This window comes from Pseudomonas silensiensis, assembly GCF_050434865.1.
In the GTDB taxonomy this organism is placed as follows: domain Bacteria; phylum Pseudomonadota; class Gammaproteobacteria; order Pseudomonadales; family Pseudomonadaceae; genus Aquipseudomonas; species Aquipseudomonas fluorescens_W.
In genome coordinates, this window is record NZ_JBNDJH010000005.1 from 1 (window position 1) to 17056 (window position 17056).

Genomic DNA, 17056 nt, shown 5'->3' on the forward strand with positions numbered 1-17056 from the left:
GCTCTGTCGGGTGGCATTCGCCCTGATGAAAAATCAGAGCGAATACTTGTCAGCCTGAGAATTCAGGGTTGCGGGGCAACATAGAATCTCCCACAGGAGTACGCATTCCAATGTAGGAGCGAGCCTGCTCGCGAAACTTTTGCTTTTAACGGCTCAACAACGACGCAGCCCCTGCACCACTGAACAACCCCGCACTCACCCGGTTAAACCAGCTCTGCCCCTTGCCGCTGCGCAGATACCGCGCCGCGCCATGGGCACCCAGCCCATAAGCCAGCTTGCACAGCAAATCCAGCACGGTCCAGGTCGCAATCATCACCAGCAACTGCGGCAGGAACGGCTGCTCGGCACTGAGGAACTGCGGGAGGAAAGCGGCGAAGAACAGAATGTCTTTCGGGTTGCTCGCGCCCAGCATGAACGCGCGCCCGAACAGTGCGCGAAAGCGTGGCACTGGCGCAGCCTGGGGCACTTGAGCGCCGTGGGAGGGCAGGCGCGATTGCTGCCAGCTCTGCCAGGCCAGGTAGAACAGGTACAGCGCACCAACGATCTTCAAAGCGCTGAACAGCTGTTCCGATGCCAGCAGCAAGGCGCCTAAACCCAGCGCCGACGCACTGAGCAAGCAGATCGACGCAATAACGCCCCCCAGAAACGCCGGGTAAGAACGACGCAAACCGTAATTCAGACTGTTGCTGATCATCAGCAAAGACAGTGGCCCCGGGATCAGGATTACCACCAGCGCAGCGCCGCTGAACAGCAGCCAGGTTTCCAGACTCATCACTTTCCTCCATTTGCACAAAAGCCTCACCCGACGGGGTGAGGCTGTTTTGAAACTAGACGGCTTACAAGAAAATGAACTTGGCGATGAAGATCGCGCAGAGCACCCACAGACTGACGGAAATTTCCTTGTGCTTACCGGTGAAAGCCTTCAGCACCACATACGTGATAAAGCCCAGCGCGATGCCGTCGGCGACCGAGAAGGTCAGGGGCATCATGATCGCGGTAACGATCGCCGGAATGCTGTCGGTCGCTTCGTCCCATTCGATGTGCGCCATGCCGCCCATCATCAGCATCGCCACATAAATCAGCGCACCGGCGGTTGCGTAAGCGGGGATCATGCCAGCCAGCGGTGCGAAAAACATGGCGGCAATAAATAGCACACCTACGGTCACGGCGGTAAGACCAGTCCGACCACCAGCGGCTACACCCGCGGCACTTTCCACGTAGCTGGTGACCGGCGGAACACCGACCATTGCACCGAATACGCTGGAAGCACTGTCGGCTTTCAGGGCGCGGGAGAGGTTTTCGATCTTGCCATCCGCGTTCACCAGGCCGGCGCGCTGGGCGACGCCCATCAGGGTGCCGGCGGTGTCGAACATGTGCACAAAGAGGAAGGCCAGCACCACGCTGATCATGCTGACGTTGAACACGCCGGCGATGTCCATGGCCATCCAGGTCGGTGCCAGGCTCGGCGGGGCGGACATGATGCCCTCGTAGTGCACCAGGCCCAGGCCCCAACCCGCGAGGGTGACGGTGATGATGCTGATGAGAATCGCGCCGAACACTTTGTGGTAGCTGAGCACAGCGATCATCAGGAAGCAGATGGCGGCCAGCAGCGGGCCAGGTTCACGCAGGGAACCGAGTTTGATCAGGGTGGCCGGGCTGTCGACCACGATGCCCGCGGTTTTCAAGCCGATCAGCCCCAGGAACAAGCCCACGCCGGCGCCCATGGCGAAACGCAAACTCACCGGGATGCTATTGAGCAGCCATTCGCGGATCCGGGAAAAGGTCAGGAACATGAACAACACACCGGAAACAAACACCGCGCCAAGGGCGGTTTCCCAGTTGTAGCCCATGGTGCCGACCACGGTGTAGGTGAAGAAGGCGTTGAGGCCCATGCCCGGCGCGAGGCCGACCGGCCAGTTGGCGTACAGACCCATCAACAGGCAACCCAGCGCGGCGGCGATGCAGGTGGCGACGAACGCAGCACCGTGATCGATCCCGGCGTCGGCCATGATGTTGGGGTTGACGAAGATGATGTAGGCCATGGTGATGAAGGTTGTCAGACCGGCAATCAACTCGGTCTTCACCGTGGTGCCATGCAAGCTGAGTTTGAAGATGCGCTCCAGCCAGCCATTGCGTAATGGCGGCGAGAGTTCCAGCGTCGGGGCTTCGGATTTGCGGCTTTCCACAGCGAGTACTCCTCAAGAGTTTTATTGTTATTTCCAGGGCCGGACCCATGAGGGTGGCAGCGACCCTTTGAGGTACTTGCGAATTTGTTGACCGCTTGGTCAGGAACTCGCACGAAGTGGATTATGCTTTTGTATACAAATAAAGCAAATAATGTTTTTGGTTTTGTAGACGAAAAGTTTGTCGATCGGGATATATCGGCTATAGACGATCGATCCCACGCTCTACGCGGGAACGATCCGTTACTCGGTTGGCGCTTGGGTTTTACCCAGCGCCAGATTCACCGCCAGCCAGCCATTCACCGCCGTCTCCCCAGCCTCGGCAAACACCCGCTCCAGTAATTTCACCTGCTCACGCCGCAACGACTGCTCAAACCGCGCGCCATCGCCGGTCAGCTCCAGCAACCGCTTACGCTTGTCGGTCTCGGACGCGACACTGTTCACCAGATGCATTTCCACCAATTGACGCAGCGGAATGTTCAGCGCCTGCTTCGTCACCCCGAGCAATGCCAGCAGTTCCTTGACGCTCAAATTCGGGTAGCGCGCGATGAAAAACACAATGCGTTGATGCACCCGACTCAAGCCACGACGCTCGAGCATTTCGTCGGCTTTCGCAGTGAATGCCTGGTAACCGAAGAAAAACGCTTCCATCGCCTGTTGCTGAGTTGCGGGGTTTTTAAGGTCAAGCATATTGACGTATCCGTTCGGTCTGTCGTAATTTCGGTCAAGCAGTTTGACTCATTTTCCTCAGGCCTCGCTACCGGTGACCCCATGGCATTTTCCGAACGTATCTCGCGCCTTAAAAGTTCTTTGATCCGTGAAATTCTCGCCGCCGCCCAGCGCCCGGAAGTGATGTCATTCGCCGGCGGCTTGCCCGCCGAAGCCATGCTGCCAAAAGTCGAGTGGGCCGACATGCCGCTGTCCATGGGCCAATACGGCATGAGCGAAGGTGAGCCGGCGCTGCGTGAAGCGCTGGCAGCAGAGGCGCGGGCGCTGGGCGTACCCTGCGAGGCGAGTCAGGTGTTGGTGGTCAGCGGCTCCCAACAAACCCTCGATCTGGCGGCCAAGCTGTACATCGACAACGGCACCGAGATTTTGCTCGAGGCACCGACTTATCTGGCGGCGTTGCAGATTTTTCAGCTGTTTGGCGCCGACTGCATCACTGTCCCGCTGGAGGCTGATGGCTCGAACCTGGCGCAACTGCGAACTCGACTGGAGAAACACAAACCCGCCTTCATCTACCTGATCCCGACTTTTCAGAATCCTTCGGCCGTGCGCTACAGCGAAGCCAAGCGCGATGCCGTGGCAGCCTTACTGGATGAGTTCGGCGTGACCTTGATCGAAGACGAGCCTTACCGCGAGCTGACCTTCGACGGTGGCCGCGCCACGCCAATTGTCAGTCGCTTGAAAAAGGCCAGCTGGATCTACACCGGCACGGTGTCGAAAACCCTGTTGCCCGGACTGCGGGTCGGCTATCTGATCGCCAGTCCGGATCTCTTTCCGCACTTGCTGAAACTCAAGCAATCGGCCGACCTGCACACCAATCGCGTGGGCCAGTGGCAAGCGCTGCAGTGGATCGGCACCGACAAATTCCAGCATCACTTGAGCGAGCTGCGGGACTTCTACCGGGTTCGTCGGGACGCGTTCCAGTCAGCCCTGGAAACGCATTTTGCGGATTTGGCAGACTGGAACGTGCCGCAGGGCGGGCTGTTTTTCTGGCTGACGCTCAAGCAGCCGCTGGACACGCGTACATTGCTCAAGGCTGCACTGGCAGCGGATGTGGCGTTTATGCCGGGCGAGCCGTTCTTCCCTGAGCCGGACAACAATCCGGGGCATTTGCGCCTGAACTTCAGCCACATCGACCCGGCACGGCTGGACGAAGGGCTTAAAAGGCTGGCAGCGGTGCTGCGTCAGGCCCAGGCGGCAAAAGCGGCTTGAGGCTGCTGGTGCGAAGGGTGCAAAAACAAATAAACCGGCCACTGGGCCGGTTTATTTTTATCCGAAATCTGTACGGATTCAGGCGGCGGCAAACCGCTTGTCCAGATAATCGATGATCACCTTGGACTCATACATCCAGGTCGTCTGGCCATTCTCTTCGATGCGCAGGCACGGCACCTTGATCTTGCCGCCCTGTTCCAGCAGGGCCTGGCGATCCTGTTCGTTGTTCTTCGCGTCGCGCAAGGCCACCGGTACGTTCAAGCGGCGCAGGGTGCGGCGGGTTTTCACGCAGAACGGGCAGGCGTGGAATTGATACAGGGTCAGGCCCTTGGCAGCCGTGTTGACCTGAGCCTGAACCTCGGCAGGGCGCTGCTTTTTGCCAGGGCGGGTAATGAAGTCGATGAAGATGATCAGTTGGCCAAGGCCGACACGAAGCGCTTTAACGAACACGGTATAAGCCTCACAAGGGCAAACAGAAGGGGCGCAGCTTACCTGATTTTTCACAGGCGAAAAAAAACCGGCGATGAATGCCGGTTTTCTTCTGCTGCGAATTACTTGATCAGGCTGAGAAACTCGCTGCGGGTGGCCGCGTTTTCGCGGAACTCACCCAGCATCACCGACGTGATCATCGACGAATTCTGTTTCTCCACACCGCGCATCATCATGCACATGTGCTTGGCCTCGATCACCACTGCAACGCCCAGGGCGCCGGTGACTTGCTGGACCGCATCGGCGATCTGGCGGCTGAGGTTTTCCTGGATCTGCAGGCGGCGGGCGTACATATCGACGATCCGCGCGACTTTCGACAGGCCCAATACCTTGCCGCTCGGGATGTAGGCGACGTGAGCCTTGCCGATAAACGGCAGCAGGTGGTGTTCGCACAACGAGTAGAGCTCGATGTCCTTCACCAGCACCATTTCGCTGTTGTCGGAGCTGAACAAGGCACCGTTGGTGACCTCTTCCAGTGTCTGTTCATAACCGCGGCAGAGGTACTGCATGGCTTTGGCGGCACGTTTTGGCGTGTCGAGCAGGCCCTCGCGGGAGACGTCCTCGCCCAATTGGCCGAGAATCGCGGTGTAGTTCTGTTCCAGTGTCACAGAGGCTGATTCCATACGGGTTTCAGAGGGGTACTGTTTCTGTCTGTACCAATTTTGTGCCAATCAAGCTGTTTTCGAGCGTCCCGGGTTCGCCCCAGTCTGTGCTGGCGTTGATCCATCGGGTGAGGTCGATAGCAACATCTGAACGCTATGACCGAGCTGAGTGGCAATAAACGCAGGGTTCATCCCCGACATGGGGCACATGGTAGCGTATGTGTGCCGGCAGTTGTATTGCCGGCGGGCGCGAATCCCCAAATCGGTCATTTCGGGGTTGCGCATCCCGCTGCACCCTGTCGCCAAGGTGCAGCAGTGATGCTTCCCTGAAGCCTGATTGCTCATCAGGCCGAGCAGGTCGTATCAGACGTGAGTGATCGACAGATCGCTGATGATGCAGACAGAACCGTCTAGCGGGTCGGTGGTGTCGGAGTAATCGATCTGGTTGTACACGCCACCGTGGAAGGCGAGTGTTTTCGTATCCCAGGTATTGTCGAGGCGCATGATCGCGGAAGTGGATTGGACGCCGTTACAGCTGGCCGATACAGAGACGGCGCCACTCGAATTGGCGTGAATGTTGATTGCGAAAAGTGCACCGAGCGGCACGTTCTCCAACACCGTCGAGTTGACGGGATCGTCCTGGAGGTAGCTTGACCGGAACCCCATGGTGATTTTTCCTTTGTTCCAGAACACCTTTACCGGAGGTCGTTCTGAACCCTTCACATGAATCTGGCCGATCACGACTTTCTGCAGCGAGTTGACTTTGGTCAGTCGCATTTCTTGTCGGTTCCAGTGGTCCGCTGCGCTGGAGAACAACCAGTAACCTGGCTCCTTCCACTCGCAGCGGGTTCGTAGCGTGCTCTTGCTCGAGGCTCCAAGTGTCGGCGCCGTCATCTGCAGCGAACCATCGTCAAGCATCTTGACGACGTCGGGGCATTCGATCAGTGCGCGCCAGCCGATGAGCTCAAGGGCAATCGGGTTGGTGTCGGAGATTGGAAGCGGGGTAGCGATGGTGAAGTTGCTGATGTCTACAGTCATGGTTTTTGCCTCAGTCCATTGATGTCGCCTTTTGCTCTAATGAGCCTTGCGTTTGATGCAGGCCTGCATCCCTCTGCCCACTCAGTGAATGGGCAGAAGTGATGCCTGGCAGCTTCCGGTCGATTTCCCGTTGGCTTGAATACAAATATGGGTGTTCCCATATTTTGTGTCAATGGGTATTCCCATATTTTATTCCGTGCCTATATTTCAGGTACAAAAAAACCCGCGCTTGGCGGGCTTTTCCTGGATGTCGATTTTATCGCGAATACATGGCCCACCAAAAGACATGACCCAGGATCGCAATCTGCTGCTCCTGAATCTCGGCGAACGTGTAGTCCTCGTCCGGGTGCTCGTCACGGTTGAAGCTGCGTAGGCGAATCCCGCTGGGCAAGCGGTAGAGCTGTTTCACGCGGAGCTGGCCGTTGTGGTTGATCGCGTACATTTCGCCGTCGACGATGTCGCCCAACGAGTTCTTTCCGACGTTCATGCCAACGGTAGCGCCGTCGCGCAGGACCGGGAGCATGCTGTTTCCGCTCACCACCACGCACTTGGCGTTGTTGAACTGCACGTTGTTGTGACGCAGGTCTTTCTTGAAGAAACGCAGCCTGGCGCTGTCGTTTTCTGCGATCACGAACCGGCCTGAACCGGCCGCCAGCTCAACTTCACGCAGGAAGGGGACATAAATCTCGTCGTCATCCAGGGGCGTGCTGTCGTCCCAGGGCTGGATGTCTGACATTAAAACGCTTGGAGGAGGGCGATTCAACGGAGCAGCATCGGACACGCCTTTAAGCATGTCGCCGACACCTTCAGCCAGCCACATCGGTGAAACGCCACACGTTGAAGCGATCTGGGCAACAAAGGCTGTTGCCTTCGATTTTCCGCGCTCGAGGTCGGAGATTGAGGTTTGCGTCAGGCCTGCGCGCTCGGCAAGCTCGGTCTGATTGAGCTTGGCGTGTTGGCGGGCTGCTTTGAGTCGTTCTTTAAATTCCATCTGCGGAGTATTACGGGAGCTCCCATATCATTGCAAATCGTTATGCCAATGATTTGCCAGGCGACCGCTTTATTCGTCGCGACCTTCCATCATGGTCCGTTTGAGCATCACATAAACCGCCCCGGCGCCGCCGTGTTTCGCTTGGCACGAGGTGAAGCCGAGCACTTGTGAGTGTTGGCGCAGCCAGGTGTTGACGTGGCTTTTGATCATCGGCCGTTTGCCGTCCAGACGCACGGCCTTGCCGTGGGTGACGCGCACGCAGCGGATTTCGAATTTGGTCGCTTCGGCCAGAAACGCCCAGAGGGTTTCCCGGGCCTTTTCCACGCTCATGCCATGAAGGTCGAGGCTGCCTTCGAACGGAATCTGTCCGATCTTGAGCTTGCGCATCTGGCTTTCCTGAACACCGTCACGTGCCCACATCAGCTCGTCTTCCGGGCCAACATCGATAACGAACTGATCGGACAGCCCGTCAACGGTGGTGGCATCGGTGCGCACGGTGGCGGCTTGTCGCAACTTGGCGATTTGTGCGCGGTCAGCTTTGGGTTTGCCGGTTTCGGCGCGATCGTGTTTGATCGGCTTGACGCCTTGGATCGCGCTTTTGAACAGGGAAAAATCGTCGTCTTGCATGTCAGCCTCCGCGAAGGGCGGCCAGTTTACCCAACTCGAGACGAATGGGGCGCGAGAAAACGCGCAGCACTCGGCTCAGTCGTGCTTTTTCATCAAATGCGGGGAGATGTTCAGCTCTTGCGACTGCCGCGAGCGGCGACGGCAGCGACGCCACAGCCACACACCGAGGTACAGCACGATCAGGCCGATCGCCAGAATCACTGCCGAACCGACCCGGTTGGTATTCAACTCGCCCAGGGCAGGTGCGTGGCCAAGCAGGCTGGCTATGCCTGCCATCGCCAGCAATACACCGCACATCGACAGCAAGGCTGCGAATGCCGCGCCGATTCGAAAACGCCAGTTGCGCTGGCCTTTGGGCCGCAAGCGGCGAGCGTCAAAACCATCGGATAACTTCATTCCGACCTTCCTCAATGGGTATCGGCCCTTCGACCGGGAGTTGACCGGGATGTTCCTGAGGCTAAGACAATTACAGCAAATGATAGGTTTTTGCGGATGAGCGGCGGCATGGGCCGCTCATCAAGCGCCGATCAGATCAGTTCGTGAGTCAACGCGAGGGTCGCGAAGTTGTCCGCCATGATCGCCATTTCGGTCTGCTGAACGTGGTCTGCGCTCAACACGCCGCCCTTGTAAGGCAGGTCGCGAGTCGCGCAGGCGTCTTCCACCAGCGTGCAACGAAAGCCCAGGTTCTTCGCGGCGCGTACCGTGGTGCTGACGCTGGAGTGGCTCATGAAACCGCACACGATCAGGTCCAGCGAACCGAGATTCTGCAGGCGTTCCAGCAGTTCGGTGCCGTGGAACGCACTCGGCAGCAATTTACCGATGATGGTTTCGTCGCCCTGTGGTTCCAGGCCCGGGATGAACTCACCGCGCTCACCTTGTGGATCGAACAGCCCACCGACGGTGCCGAGGTGGCGGACATGGACGATCGGCCGGCCGGCTGCACGGGCAGCGGCCACCAATTGCTTGATGTTCGCGACGGCAGCATCCATGCCGATCAGGGCCAACGGGCCGCTGAGGTATTCTTTCTGGGCATCGATGATGACAAGGGTCGCATGGCTCAGAACGGCTGCTGCATAACCGCGGCCGCTGAGTTGAAACATCGTTTTTGGAACGGACATTCTGGGGCTCCTTCGAGTGGGGCTTTTGCGACATTGTCCTCTGGCTGAGCGCTTCTGTGAATCGCTACCATCGTAGGCGCCGTCTTTTCTGGCTCGCAGCCTTGTCAATAGGCCCGTTTTGTTCAATAGCCGGCCGAAAAAACAGAATAGTCCTACATTCGCCCCGGTAGTTTTCCCGCGTCGTCGAGACGCGTTTTGGCTGTTAGAATCGCCAGTCGTTTTTTTTGGAGTTTGCCCCGTGATCACTTCCCGACTTCGTACCCTGCGTGACCATATCCGTTGGGCCGTCAGCCGCTTCCATGGGGAGGATCTGTTTTTCGGCCATGGGACCGACAACGCCTGGGACGAAGCGCGTCAGTTGGTGTTGGGTGCCTTGCACTTGCCGTGGGAAATCGCCGACAGCTACCTCGACTGCAATCTTGAAGAAGACGAGGTGGTCAAGCTGCAACGCATGCTCAAGCGCCGTATCGAAGAACGCATTCCGACCGCCTACCTGTTGGGTGAAGCGTGGTTTTGCGGCATGTCGTTCATTGTCGATGAGCGCGTATTGATCCCGCGTTCGCCGATTGGCGAGCTGATCGAAAAACGTTTCGAGCCGTGGCTGGGCGCCGAGCCTGCGCGGATTCTCGACCTGTGCACCGGTTCCGGCTGCATCGGTATCGCCTGTGCCTACGAGTTCCAGAACGCCGAAGTGGTATTGGCCGATCTGTCGTTCGAAGCGCTGGAAGTGGCCAACCAGAACATCGAGCGTCATGGCGTCGATGAGCGGGTGTACACGGTTCAGGGTGATGGTTTCGATGGTTTGCCGGGTCAGCGTTTCGACCTGATCGTGTCGAACCCGCCTTACGTCGATGCGGAAGATTTCGCTGACATGCCGGACGAATACCAGCACGAACCGGAGCTGGGCCTGGCCTGCGGTGATGATGGCTTGAACCTGGTGCGTCGCATGCTCGCCGAAGCGGCGGATCACCTGACCGAGAAGGGCTTGTTGATTGTCGAAGTGGGCAACAGCCAGGTTCACGTCTCGGCGCTGTACCCGGAAGTCGACTTCGCCTGGCTCGATTTCGAGCGCGGTGGGCATGGCGTGTTCATGCTGACGGCGGAGCAATGCCGTGATCATCAGGCGCTGTTCGCTTCCCGCGTCTGACCCCGAAAGCAATCGCGGGCAAGTCGGATCGCCGCACCGCCGCTCCCACAGGTTTTTGTGCCGTGCTCAAATGATGTGGCACACACAAAACCTGTGGGAGCGTGGCTTGCCCGCGATGGCCGCACCTCGGTCTCAAGCCTTCAGCGGTGCGTCGCAATCCAGATCAACAACCCCGCCTGAAACACCGCAAACGCCACCAGACAGCTAATGGTAAAGCGCAGCCCGGTGTCTTCACGCTTGTACTTGCTGACCTTTTCTTCGTGCTTCTTGAGTTTGACTTCCTGCTCGGCCAGATTTTGCTCGGCTTGCTGGAGCATCTGCGCCGCCTCAAGAATTTCCACGACCTGCAATTTTTCCGTGCTCCAGTCACCCAACAGGTCACCGACCTGTACCTCTTTGACGCTGCCCTTCAAATGCTGGGCGTCGGCGTAGATCACGTCGAAACCATGCATCCGCAAAAAGTGATCGCGGCGCAGGCGAGTGTCTTCGTTCAGCGCATCCTTGTTGTTCAGGTCGGTGCCGTCGACGGTGTAGCCGGGCCATCTCTTTTTCGCCCAGGTAATGCCCTGAGCGGCCATGAAGCGACCGATGCCACGGTTCATCGGTTCGATCTGCAAACCGCTGTCAGGTCCGAAATGCACGCGCTTGGTGGCGTGATCGACCCACACGTCCAGATGATTCTGTTCCTTGCGCACGCGCTGGCCGGGCAGCGAAATGCTCATGCGCATCAGGCTGTGTTCCTTGTTGTGGCGCTCGGCGTAACCGAATTCAACAAAGCGTAGCGGCCGTCCACCGGTGTTGCGGTCGGTTTTCAATGGCGCCAGACGGAGCATCTTGTGGTGCTCGGCGTGGACGTCCGCCCACGGCAGCTCGACCACTGGTGGTGCGTCTTTTTCGGCAGTGGTATCGGGTGAAGTCTGGGTATCAGTCATAACGGCGAGATCCTGTCCAAGCCCTGCTTGCCGCCAGTCATAGCGCTGGCGACAAAGGCTTATCGGCCGTTTTTTTCAAGACTGGAGGGCAAAAGCCGCTTAAAAGCCGCTTAACTGGTGCGAAGTCCGTCAATAAACCCGAGGATTCGCGCGCCGAGTTCGGCCGCCAGTGGCAATTGCGGATCTTTATAAGAGGCCAATTGCCGCTTTACGTCGTTGGGCACGATGCGCATCACGTGGTTCATGCCTTCGATCAGCGCCAGCTCGGCGTCCGGTTTGGCGGCCTTCAACAGCCTGGCGTCACCGACGCCGACCTGGATGTCATTGCTGCCCTGGATGATCAGCGCCGGCATCTTCAACTTGGCGAACGCCGCCGCCGGGTCCTGGCGGAACAATGAAATCAGATACGGCTGCACGCTCGGGCGGAAAATCACCTGCAACTGCGGCGGCACGTTGTCGTCGGTGTGTCCGGCCTTGAGGCTGTCGAGCAGTTCATTGCTGCGCAGCATCAGCGGTGGCGGCAGGCGATTGCTCAATTGTTGGCGCAGCACCTGATCGATCGGCCGGGCGCTGCCAGACATGGAAATGATCGCGGCGGCATCCAGGCTCGGCGCCGCGAGGCTGGCGATCAAGGCGCCTTCGCTGTGGCCCAGCAGGATCAGTTGGCCAAAGCGCGGGTCGGTTTTGAGTTTTCGGCCCCAGGCCTCGGCGTCGGCCACGTAGGCTTCAACTGACAGATTGCGTTCATCCGGGGTCGCCGCCAGGCTTGCCGCCACGCCGCGTTTGTCATAACGCACGCTGGCGATGTTGTGTTTGGCCAGCACCCAAGCGAGACGCTTGAGGCTGTCGTTGCGTCCGCCGTCGGGGTTGTTTCCGTCACGATCTGTAGGACCGGAGCCGGAAATGATCAGGACAACCGGTACCGGCGTGTCGGACTTGGGCAGCAATAACGAGCCGAAAAGCTCGCCGGTGCCGGTGTCCAAGGTGATCGGGCGTTGCAGGACAGTGGCCTGTACAAAGCCGGTAAAGAGGGTAAGGCTCAAGGCTATAACTCGCAGCATCATCACGCCATCATGAACAAGATGCCGGTTGGACTCGCAGGCACCCATAAGGTTCGAGGATGAACTAGTTGGGTAGCCTGCGTATACTGGCGCGCATTACGTATTTGGTTTGAATTCACGGAGCGTCCTGCATGTCCGGCAATACCTACGGCAAGCTGTTCACTGTCACCACCGCGGGCGAAAGCCATGGTCCGGCGTTGGTCGCCATTGTCGACGGCTGCCCGCCGGGCCTGGAGATCTCTCTGGAGGATCTGCAGCGTGACCTGGATCGCCGCAAACCCGGCACCAGCCGCCACACCACCCAGCGCCAGGAAGCCGACGAAGTCGAAATCCTCTCCGGCGTGTTCGAAGGACGCACCACCGGTTGCTCCATCGGCCTGTTGATCCGCAATACCGACCAGAAGTCCAAGGATTACTCGGCGATCAAGGACCTGTTCCGCCCAGCCCACGCCGACTACACCTATCACCACAAATATGGCGAGCGCGATTACCGCGGCGGCGGTCGCAGCTCGGCCCGTGAAACGGCCATGCGCGTGGCAGCCGGCGCTATCGCCAAGAAGTACCTGGCCACTCAGGGCATCGTCATTCGTGGCTACATGAGCCAGCTCGGCCCGATCGAAATCCCGTTCAAGACCTGGGATTCGGTAGAAGAGAATGCTTTTTTCAGCCCTGATCCGGACAAGGTCCCTGAGCTGGAAGCCTACATGGACCAGTTGCGCCGCGACCAGGATTCGGTTGGCGCGAAGATCACCGTCGTCGCTGAAGGCGTCATGCCGGGTCTTGGCGAGCCGATCTTCGACCGTCTCGATGCCGAACTCGCTCACGCGCTGATGAGCATCAACGCGGTCAAAGGCGTGGAAATCGGCGCCGGTTTCTCCAGCGTTGCCCAGCGCGGCACCGAGCACCGCGATGAAATGACCCCGCAAGGTTTCCTCAGCAACAATGCGGGCGGCATTTTGGGTGGCATTTCGTCGGGTCAGCCGATCGTCGCGCACCTGGCGCTCAAGCCAACCTCGAGCATCACCACGCCGGGTCGTTCCATCGACATCCATGGCAACCCGGTGGAAGTCGTCACCAAGGGTCGCCACGACCCGTGCGTTGGCATCCGCGCCACCCCGATCGCCGAAGCGATGATGGCCATCGTGCTGATGGATCACCTGCTGCGTCACCGTGGGCAGAACCAGGACGTGCGCGTGAGCACGCCGGTGCTGGGGCAGCTTTAATGGCTGACCTCATAGCCGCCGGGGTCTGACGACGTTGGCGGCGCTCCCGTACTGGCGGCTCTCCAGTTTCTATCTGTTCTATTTCGCCTTGCTCGGTTCGACAGCGCCGTTTCTGGCGCTGTACTTCGATCACCTGGGCTTTTCCAGCGCGCGCATCGGCGAGCTGGTGGCGATTCCGATGCTGATGCGCTGCGTGGCGCCGAATATCTGGGGCTGGCTCGGTGATTACACCGGCCGACGCCTGGCCATCGTGCGCTTCGGTGCGGTCTGTACGCTTCTGACGTTCTCGCTGATTTTCGTCAGCAAGACCTACGCCTGGCTGGCAATGGTCATGGCCTTGCACGCGTTCTTCTGGCACGCGGTGTTGCCGCAGTTCGAAGTCATCACGTTGGCGCACTTGCAGGGCCAGACTAACCGCTACAGCCAGATCCGACTGTGGGGTTCCATCGGTTTCATCATCACCGTGGTCGCGCTTGGCCGGTTGTTCGAAGGGTTGAGCCTGGATATCTACCCGGTGACGCTGGTGTTGATCATGGCCGGGATCGTGGTCAGCAGTTTGTGGGTGCCGAACGCCCAACCGGCTCAGGGCAATCGAATTGCGGGCGATGGGTTTCTCAAGCAATTGCGCAATCCCGGGGTGCTGGCGTTTTACGCTTGCGTGGCACTGATGCAGATGAGCCACGGTCCTTATTACACCTTTCTGACCTTGCACCTGGAGCGACTCGGGTACAGCCGTGGGTTGATCGGCTTGCTCTGGGCGGTCGGGGTGGTCGCCGAAGTCTTGATGTTCCTGGCCATGAGCAAGATCCTCGCGCGTTTCTCCGTGCGACGGGTGCTGCTGGCGAGTTTTCTGCTGGCAGCGCTGCGTTGGCTGTTGCTCGGTTCGTTCGCTGAGTTCCTCTGGGTGCTGTTGTTTGCCCAGGTACTGCACGCGGCGACATTCGGCAGCTTTCACGCGGCTGCCATCCAGTTCGTGCAACGTAGCTTCGGCGCACGCCAGCAAGGGCAGGGCCAGGCGTTATACGCCGCACTGGCCGGCACGGGCGGCGCACTGGGCGCGTTGTATTCCGGCTACAGCTGGAATGCCCTCGGCCCCGCATTGACCTTTAGTATTGCCAGCCTCGCAGCCTTCGCCGCAGCCGTTATCATTGCCACACGTATGCAAGAGGACAGGCCATGAGCCTCACCCGTGAGCACCTCGCCCAGGAAATCATCGATGCCGGGCGATTTCTGTATGGCCGCGGCTGGTCGCCGGCCACCAGCAGCAACTACTCGACGCGCCTGTCGCCGACTGAAGCGCTGCTGACAGTGTCCGGCAAGCACAAAGGCCAACTCGGCCCCGACGATGTGCTGGCTACCGATCTGTCTGGCAACAGCCTGGAACCGGGCAAAAAACCGTCCGCCGAAACCCTGCTGCACACCCAGCTCTACAACTGGCGCCCGGAGATCGGCGCGGTGCTGCACACGCATTCGGTGAACGCCACGGTGCTGTCGCGCCTGACGCCGCAAGACTTCATCGAGTTCGAAGACTACGAACTGCAAAAAGCCTTCAGCGGTGTGTCGACCCACGAATCCCGGGTGCGTGTGCCGATTTTCGACAATGACCAGGACATTGCGCGCCTCGCCGCCAAGGTGCAGCCTTGGCTTGAAGCCCATCCTGATTGCGTCGGCTATCTGATCCGCGGCCACGGTCTCTACACCTGGGGCGTTCGCATGAGCGATGCGCTGCGGCAGATCGAGGCCTTTGAATTTTTGTTCGAGTGCGAGTTGAAGACGCGCTCGCTGTTGAACCGTTAAGGAGTTGCCCTGATGAGCAGCCTGTCCGTTTACCACGTCTCAAGCCCTGACTTACCCAACAAGGTGCTGACGCATTTCGAAGACATCGCCTCGACCCTGGCCGAGCAGGGCGTGCGTTTCGACCGCTGGCAAGCCGCGGCGAAAATCCAGCCCGGCGCCAGTCAGGAAGAAGTGATCGCCGCGTATCAAGAGCAAATCGACCATCTGATGACCGAGCGTGGTTACCTCACCGTCGACGTCATCAGCCTGAACAGCGATCACCCGCAGAAAGCCGAATTGCGCGCCAAGTTCCTCGACGAACATTGCCATGGCGAAGACGAAGTACGATTTTTCGTCGCCGGCCGTGGGCTGTTCACCCTGCACATCGGCGATTACGTCTACGCGGTGCTCTGCGAGAAAAACGACCTGATCTCGGTACCGGCTGGCACCCCGCACTGGTTCGACATGGGCGAACATCCGCATTTTGTCGCGATCCGTCTGTTCAACAACCCTGAAGGCTGGGTAGCGAACTTCACCGGCGACGACATCGCCAGTCGCTTCCCGCGTCTTGAGGACTGAGGCGATGCCGATCAAAGCAATTCTCACCGACATCGAAGGCACTACGAGCGCGGTGAGTTTTGTGTTCGACGTGCTGTTTCCCTACGCGGCCAAACACTTGCCGGATTTTGTTCGCCAGCATGCTGAGCGTGCGGATGTTGCCGAGCAACTGGACGCCGTTCGCCGGGATACCAACCAGCCGAACGCCGACGTCGAGCGGGTGATCGACATCCTTCTGAACTGGATCGCCGAAGACCGCAAAGCCACGCCGCTGAAAGCGTTGCAAGGCATGGTCTGGGAACAGGGTTATCAGGCCGGGGAGTTGAAAGGCCACGTTTACCCGGACGCCGTAGAAGCGCTCAAACGCTGGCATCAGGACGGCTTCAAACTGTTTGTTTATTCGTCCGGGTCGATTCAGGCGCAAAAGCTGATCTTTGGCTGTTCGGAAGCGGGGGATCTGTCACCACTGTTCAGCGGTTATTTCGACACCACCTCGGGGCCCAAGCGTGAAGCGCAGTCCTACGAGCGCATTATCCAGTCCATTGGCCTGGACGCTTCGCAGATCCTGTTTCTGTCCGACATCGTCGAGGAACTGGACGCGGCACGCACGGCGGGAATGGTTACCTGCGGGCTGGCCCGTGAAGGCGCAGAGCTGGCGGGGCATGTGACCGTCGACAGTTTTGAGCGGATCAAACCTTCTACCTTGTAACCATCAGGGATTGCGCAACGCCAGAAACAACTCAGGCCGTGAAGCGAAAGCTCTCACGGCCTGTTTGTTTACAACGCGTTTATTTATACAACCGCAGGGTTTAAGCCGAGTGATACGTTGGCAGGGCAAACCGTTGCTGGCTTTGCAGCATGGAAATCTGTGGCAGTTCACTGGCCTGTTCGGCGATGTCACGGCGAATGGCACTGATCACCCAGGTCAACTGATCGCCAGCATGCAATTGCTGGTAAGAAATCGAGCGTTTGAAGAGTTTGCCGTCGGTGCTGCTCAAGGTCAGCAGAATGCCGCCGTCCGGACGTGGCTGGGTGGTCACTTCGAAGTTGGAGAACAGGGACGAAAATTTTTCTTGGATCAGGTTCATGTCTATCAGCTCCGTTAGCTCTTGAATGGCAAGCATGCAGAGGTAGTTGCAGTGATTGTGCCAGCACCTGATTTTTTAAAAGTCCTTATATATCAATTAGTTAGTTTTTAAGCGTTTTTGCACTTTCGTGCAAACTGCATGAAAGGCCATCGTGCATCCTGCATTTTGCGTGGTCGACGTCGATTCGATGGAACCAATAGCCCGACGCACGCTCACGATTTCGAATGCCGCAGCCGTGGATACAAATCATTTCAAAAACCGCGTGTACAGCTCAGGAACCGCTGA

Annotated in this window: 20 protein-coding genes and 1 pseudogene; 7 read left to right on the forward strand and 14 right to left on the reverse strand. The window is 58.8% G+C overall.

The window, feature by feature from the left end:
- Nucleotides 1-145: 145 nt before the first annotated feature.
- The 3 genes from QF010_RS08425 to QF010_RS08435 all read right to left on the reverse strand — a co-directional run bounded on the left by QF010_RS08425 (nucleotide 146) and on the right by QF010_RS08435 (nucleotide 2873).
- Nucleotides 146-772: a LysE family translocator gene (locus QF010_RS08425; RefSeq protein ID WP_429532883.1), complete on the reverse strand. Its 627-nt coding sequence runs from the start codon at nucleotides 770-772 to the stop codon at nucleotides 146-148.
- Nucleotides 773-836: 64 nt separating this feature from the next.
- The gene (locus QF010_RS08430) at nucleotides 837-2186 is read right to left on the reverse strand and encodes an NCS2 family permease (RefSeq protein WP_429510575.1); all 1350 of its coding nucleotides are present in this window, start codon (nucleotides 2184-2186) and stop codon (nucleotides 837-839) included.
- Nucleotides 2187-2426: 240 nt separating this feature from the next.
- Entirely contained in the window at nucleotides 2427-2873 is a 447-nt protein-coding gene (locus QF010_RS08435; RefSeq protein WP_429532884.1) for a MarR family winged helix-turn-helix transcriptional regulator, read from the reverse strand.
- A gap of 81 nt (nucleotides 2874-2954) precedes the next feature.
- Between QF010_RS08435 and QF010_RS08440 the strand changes: the two genes are divergently transcribed.
- Nucleotides 2955-4121: an aminotransferase-like domain-containing protein gene (locus tag QF010_RS08440; protein WP_429532885.1), complete on the forward strand. Its 1167-nt coding sequence runs from the start codon at nucleotides 2955-2957 to the stop codon at nucleotides 4119-4121.
- A 78-nt stretch (nucleotides 4122-4199) separates the two neighbouring features.
- Here QF010_RS08440 and QF010_RS08445 read toward each other — a convergent pair whose 3' ends face one another.
- The 8 genes and pseudogenes from QF010_RS08445 to QF010_RS08480 form a co-directional block, all read right to left on the reverse strand.
- A complete protein-coding gene (locus QF010_RS08445; RefSeq protein ID WP_429510572.1) occupies nucleotides 4200-4571 on the reverse strand; it encodes a glutathione S-transferase N-terminal domain-containing protein in 372 nt (123 codons plus the stop codon).
- Between the two features lie 101 nt (nucleotides 4572-4672).
- On the reverse strand, nucleotides 4673-5218 hold the full coding sequence (folE, locus tag QF010_RS08450; protein WP_010456659.1) for a GTP cyclohydrolase I FolE: 546 nt from the start codon (nucleotides 5216-5218) through the stop codon (nucleotides 4673-4675).
- 22 nt (nucleotides 5219-5240) lie between these two features.
- Nucleotides 5241-5488: pseudogene (locus QF010_RS08455) on the reverse strand (site-specific integrase); the annotation flags it as partial.
- A gap of 87 nt (nucleotides 5489-5575) precedes the next feature.
- Complete coding sequence (locus tag QF010_RS08460) at nucleotides 5576-6250, reverse strand: polysaccharide lyase family 7 protein (protein ID WP_033057150.1); 675 nt, start codon at nucleotides 6248-6250, stop codon at nucleotides 5576-5578.
- A 256-nt stretch (nucleotides 6251-6506) separates the two neighbouring features.
- A complete protein-coding gene (locus QF010_RS08465; RefSeq protein WP_429532886.1) occupies nucleotides 6507-7241 on the reverse strand; it encodes an XRE family transcriptional regulator in 735 nt (244 codons plus the stop codon).
- 69 nt (nucleotides 7242-7310) lie between these two features.
- Entirely contained in the window at nucleotides 7311-7868 is a 558-nt protein-coding gene (locus QF010_RS08470; protein WP_008146127.1) for a Smr/MutS family protein, read from the reverse strand.
- Between the two features lie 75 nt (nucleotides 7869-7943).
- A complete protein-coding gene (locus QF010_RS08475) occupies nucleotides 7944-8264 on the reverse strand; it encodes a hypothetical protein (RefSeq protein ID WP_429532887.1) in 321 nt (106 codons plus the stop codon).
- A gap of 131 nt (nucleotides 8265-8395) precedes the next feature.
- Nucleotides 8396-8986 carry a cysteine hydrolase family protein gene (locus QF010_RS08480; protein WP_033057146.1) on the reverse strand — a complete coding sequence of 197 codons (591 nt, stop codon included), beginning with the start codon at nucleotides 8984-8986 and terminating at the stop codon, nucleotides 8396-8398.
- Nucleotides 8987-9224: 238 nt separating this feature from the next.
- On the opposite strand from QF010_RS08480, the gene prmB reads away from it, so the two are divergent.
- On the forward strand, nucleotides 9225-10133 hold the full coding sequence (gene prmB / locus QF010_RS08485; protein ID WP_033057145.1) for a 50S ribosomal protein L3 N(5)-glutamine methyltransferase: 909 nt from the start codon (nucleotides 9225-9227) through the stop codon (nucleotides 10131-10133).
- A gap of 140 nt (nucleotides 10134-10273) precedes the next feature.
- Here the strand turns inward: prmB and QF010_RS08490 are convergent, their stop codons facing one another.
- Nucleotides 10274-11065, reverse strand: a complete 792-nt coding sequence (locus QF010_RS08490; RefSeq protein WP_429532888.1) for a hypothetical protein — start codon at nucleotides 11063-11065, stop codon at nucleotides 10274-10276.
- Nucleotides 11066-11175: 110 nt separating this feature from the next.
- Nucleotides 11176-12174: an alpha/beta hydrolase gene (locus QF010_RS08495; RefSeq protein WP_429532889.1), complete on the reverse strand. Its 999-nt coding sequence runs from the start codon at nucleotides 12172-12174 to the stop codon at nucleotides 11176-11178.
- Between the two features lie 83 nt (nucleotides 12175-12257).
- Here QF010_RS08495 and aroC point away from each other — a divergent pair, with 83 nt between their 5' ends.
- Genes aroC through mtnC form a run of 5 tightly spaced genes read left to right on the forward strand, consistent with a single transcriptional unit; the run spans nucleotide 12258 to nucleotide 16392 of the window.
- Nucleotides 12258-13349: a chorismate synthase gene (gene aroC, locus QF010_RS08500; protein WP_429532890.1), complete on the forward strand. Its 1092-nt coding sequence runs from the start codon at nucleotides 12258-12260 to the stop codon at nucleotides 13347-13349.
- 34 nt (nucleotides 13350-13383) lie between these two features.
- Complete coding sequence (locus tag QF010_RS08505) at nucleotides 13384-14529, forward strand: MFS transporter (protein WP_033057139.1); 1146 nt, start codon at nucleotides 13384-13386, stop codon at nucleotides 14527-14529.
- A complete protein-coding gene (locus tag QF010_RS08510) occupies nucleotides 14526-15146 on the forward strand; it encodes a methylthioribulose 1-phosphate dehydratase (protein WP_429532891.1) in 621 nt (206 codons plus the stop codon). Before QF010_RS08505 ends, QF010_RS08510 begins: the two co-directional genes overlap by 4 nt.
- Nucleotides 15147-15158: 12 nt before the next feature.
- On the forward strand, nucleotides 15159-15704 hold the full coding sequence (locus QF010_RS08515; protein ID WP_429532892.1) for a 1,2-dihydroxy-3-keto-5-methylthiopentene dioxygenase: 546 nt from the start codon (nucleotides 15159-15161) through the stop codon (nucleotides 15702-15704).
- Between the two features lie 4 nt (nucleotides 15705-15708).
- Complete coding sequence (mtnC, locus tag QF010_RS08520; RefSeq protein WP_429532893.1) at nucleotides 15709-16392, forward strand: acireductone synthase; 684 nt, start codon at nucleotides 15709-15711, stop codon at nucleotides 16390-16392.
- Nucleotides 16393-16492: 100 nt separating this feature from the next.
- Here the strand turns inward: mtnC and QF010_RS08525 are convergent, their stop codons facing one another.
- Nucleotides 16493-16771 carry a DUF3509 domain-containing protein gene (locus tag QF010_RS08525; RefSeq protein ID WP_033057131.1) on the reverse strand — a complete coding sequence of 93 codons (279 nt, stop codon included), beginning with the start codon at nucleotides 16769-16771 and terminating at the stop codon, nucleotides 16493-16495.
- Between the last annotated feature and the right edge of the window lie 285 nt (nucleotides 16772-17056).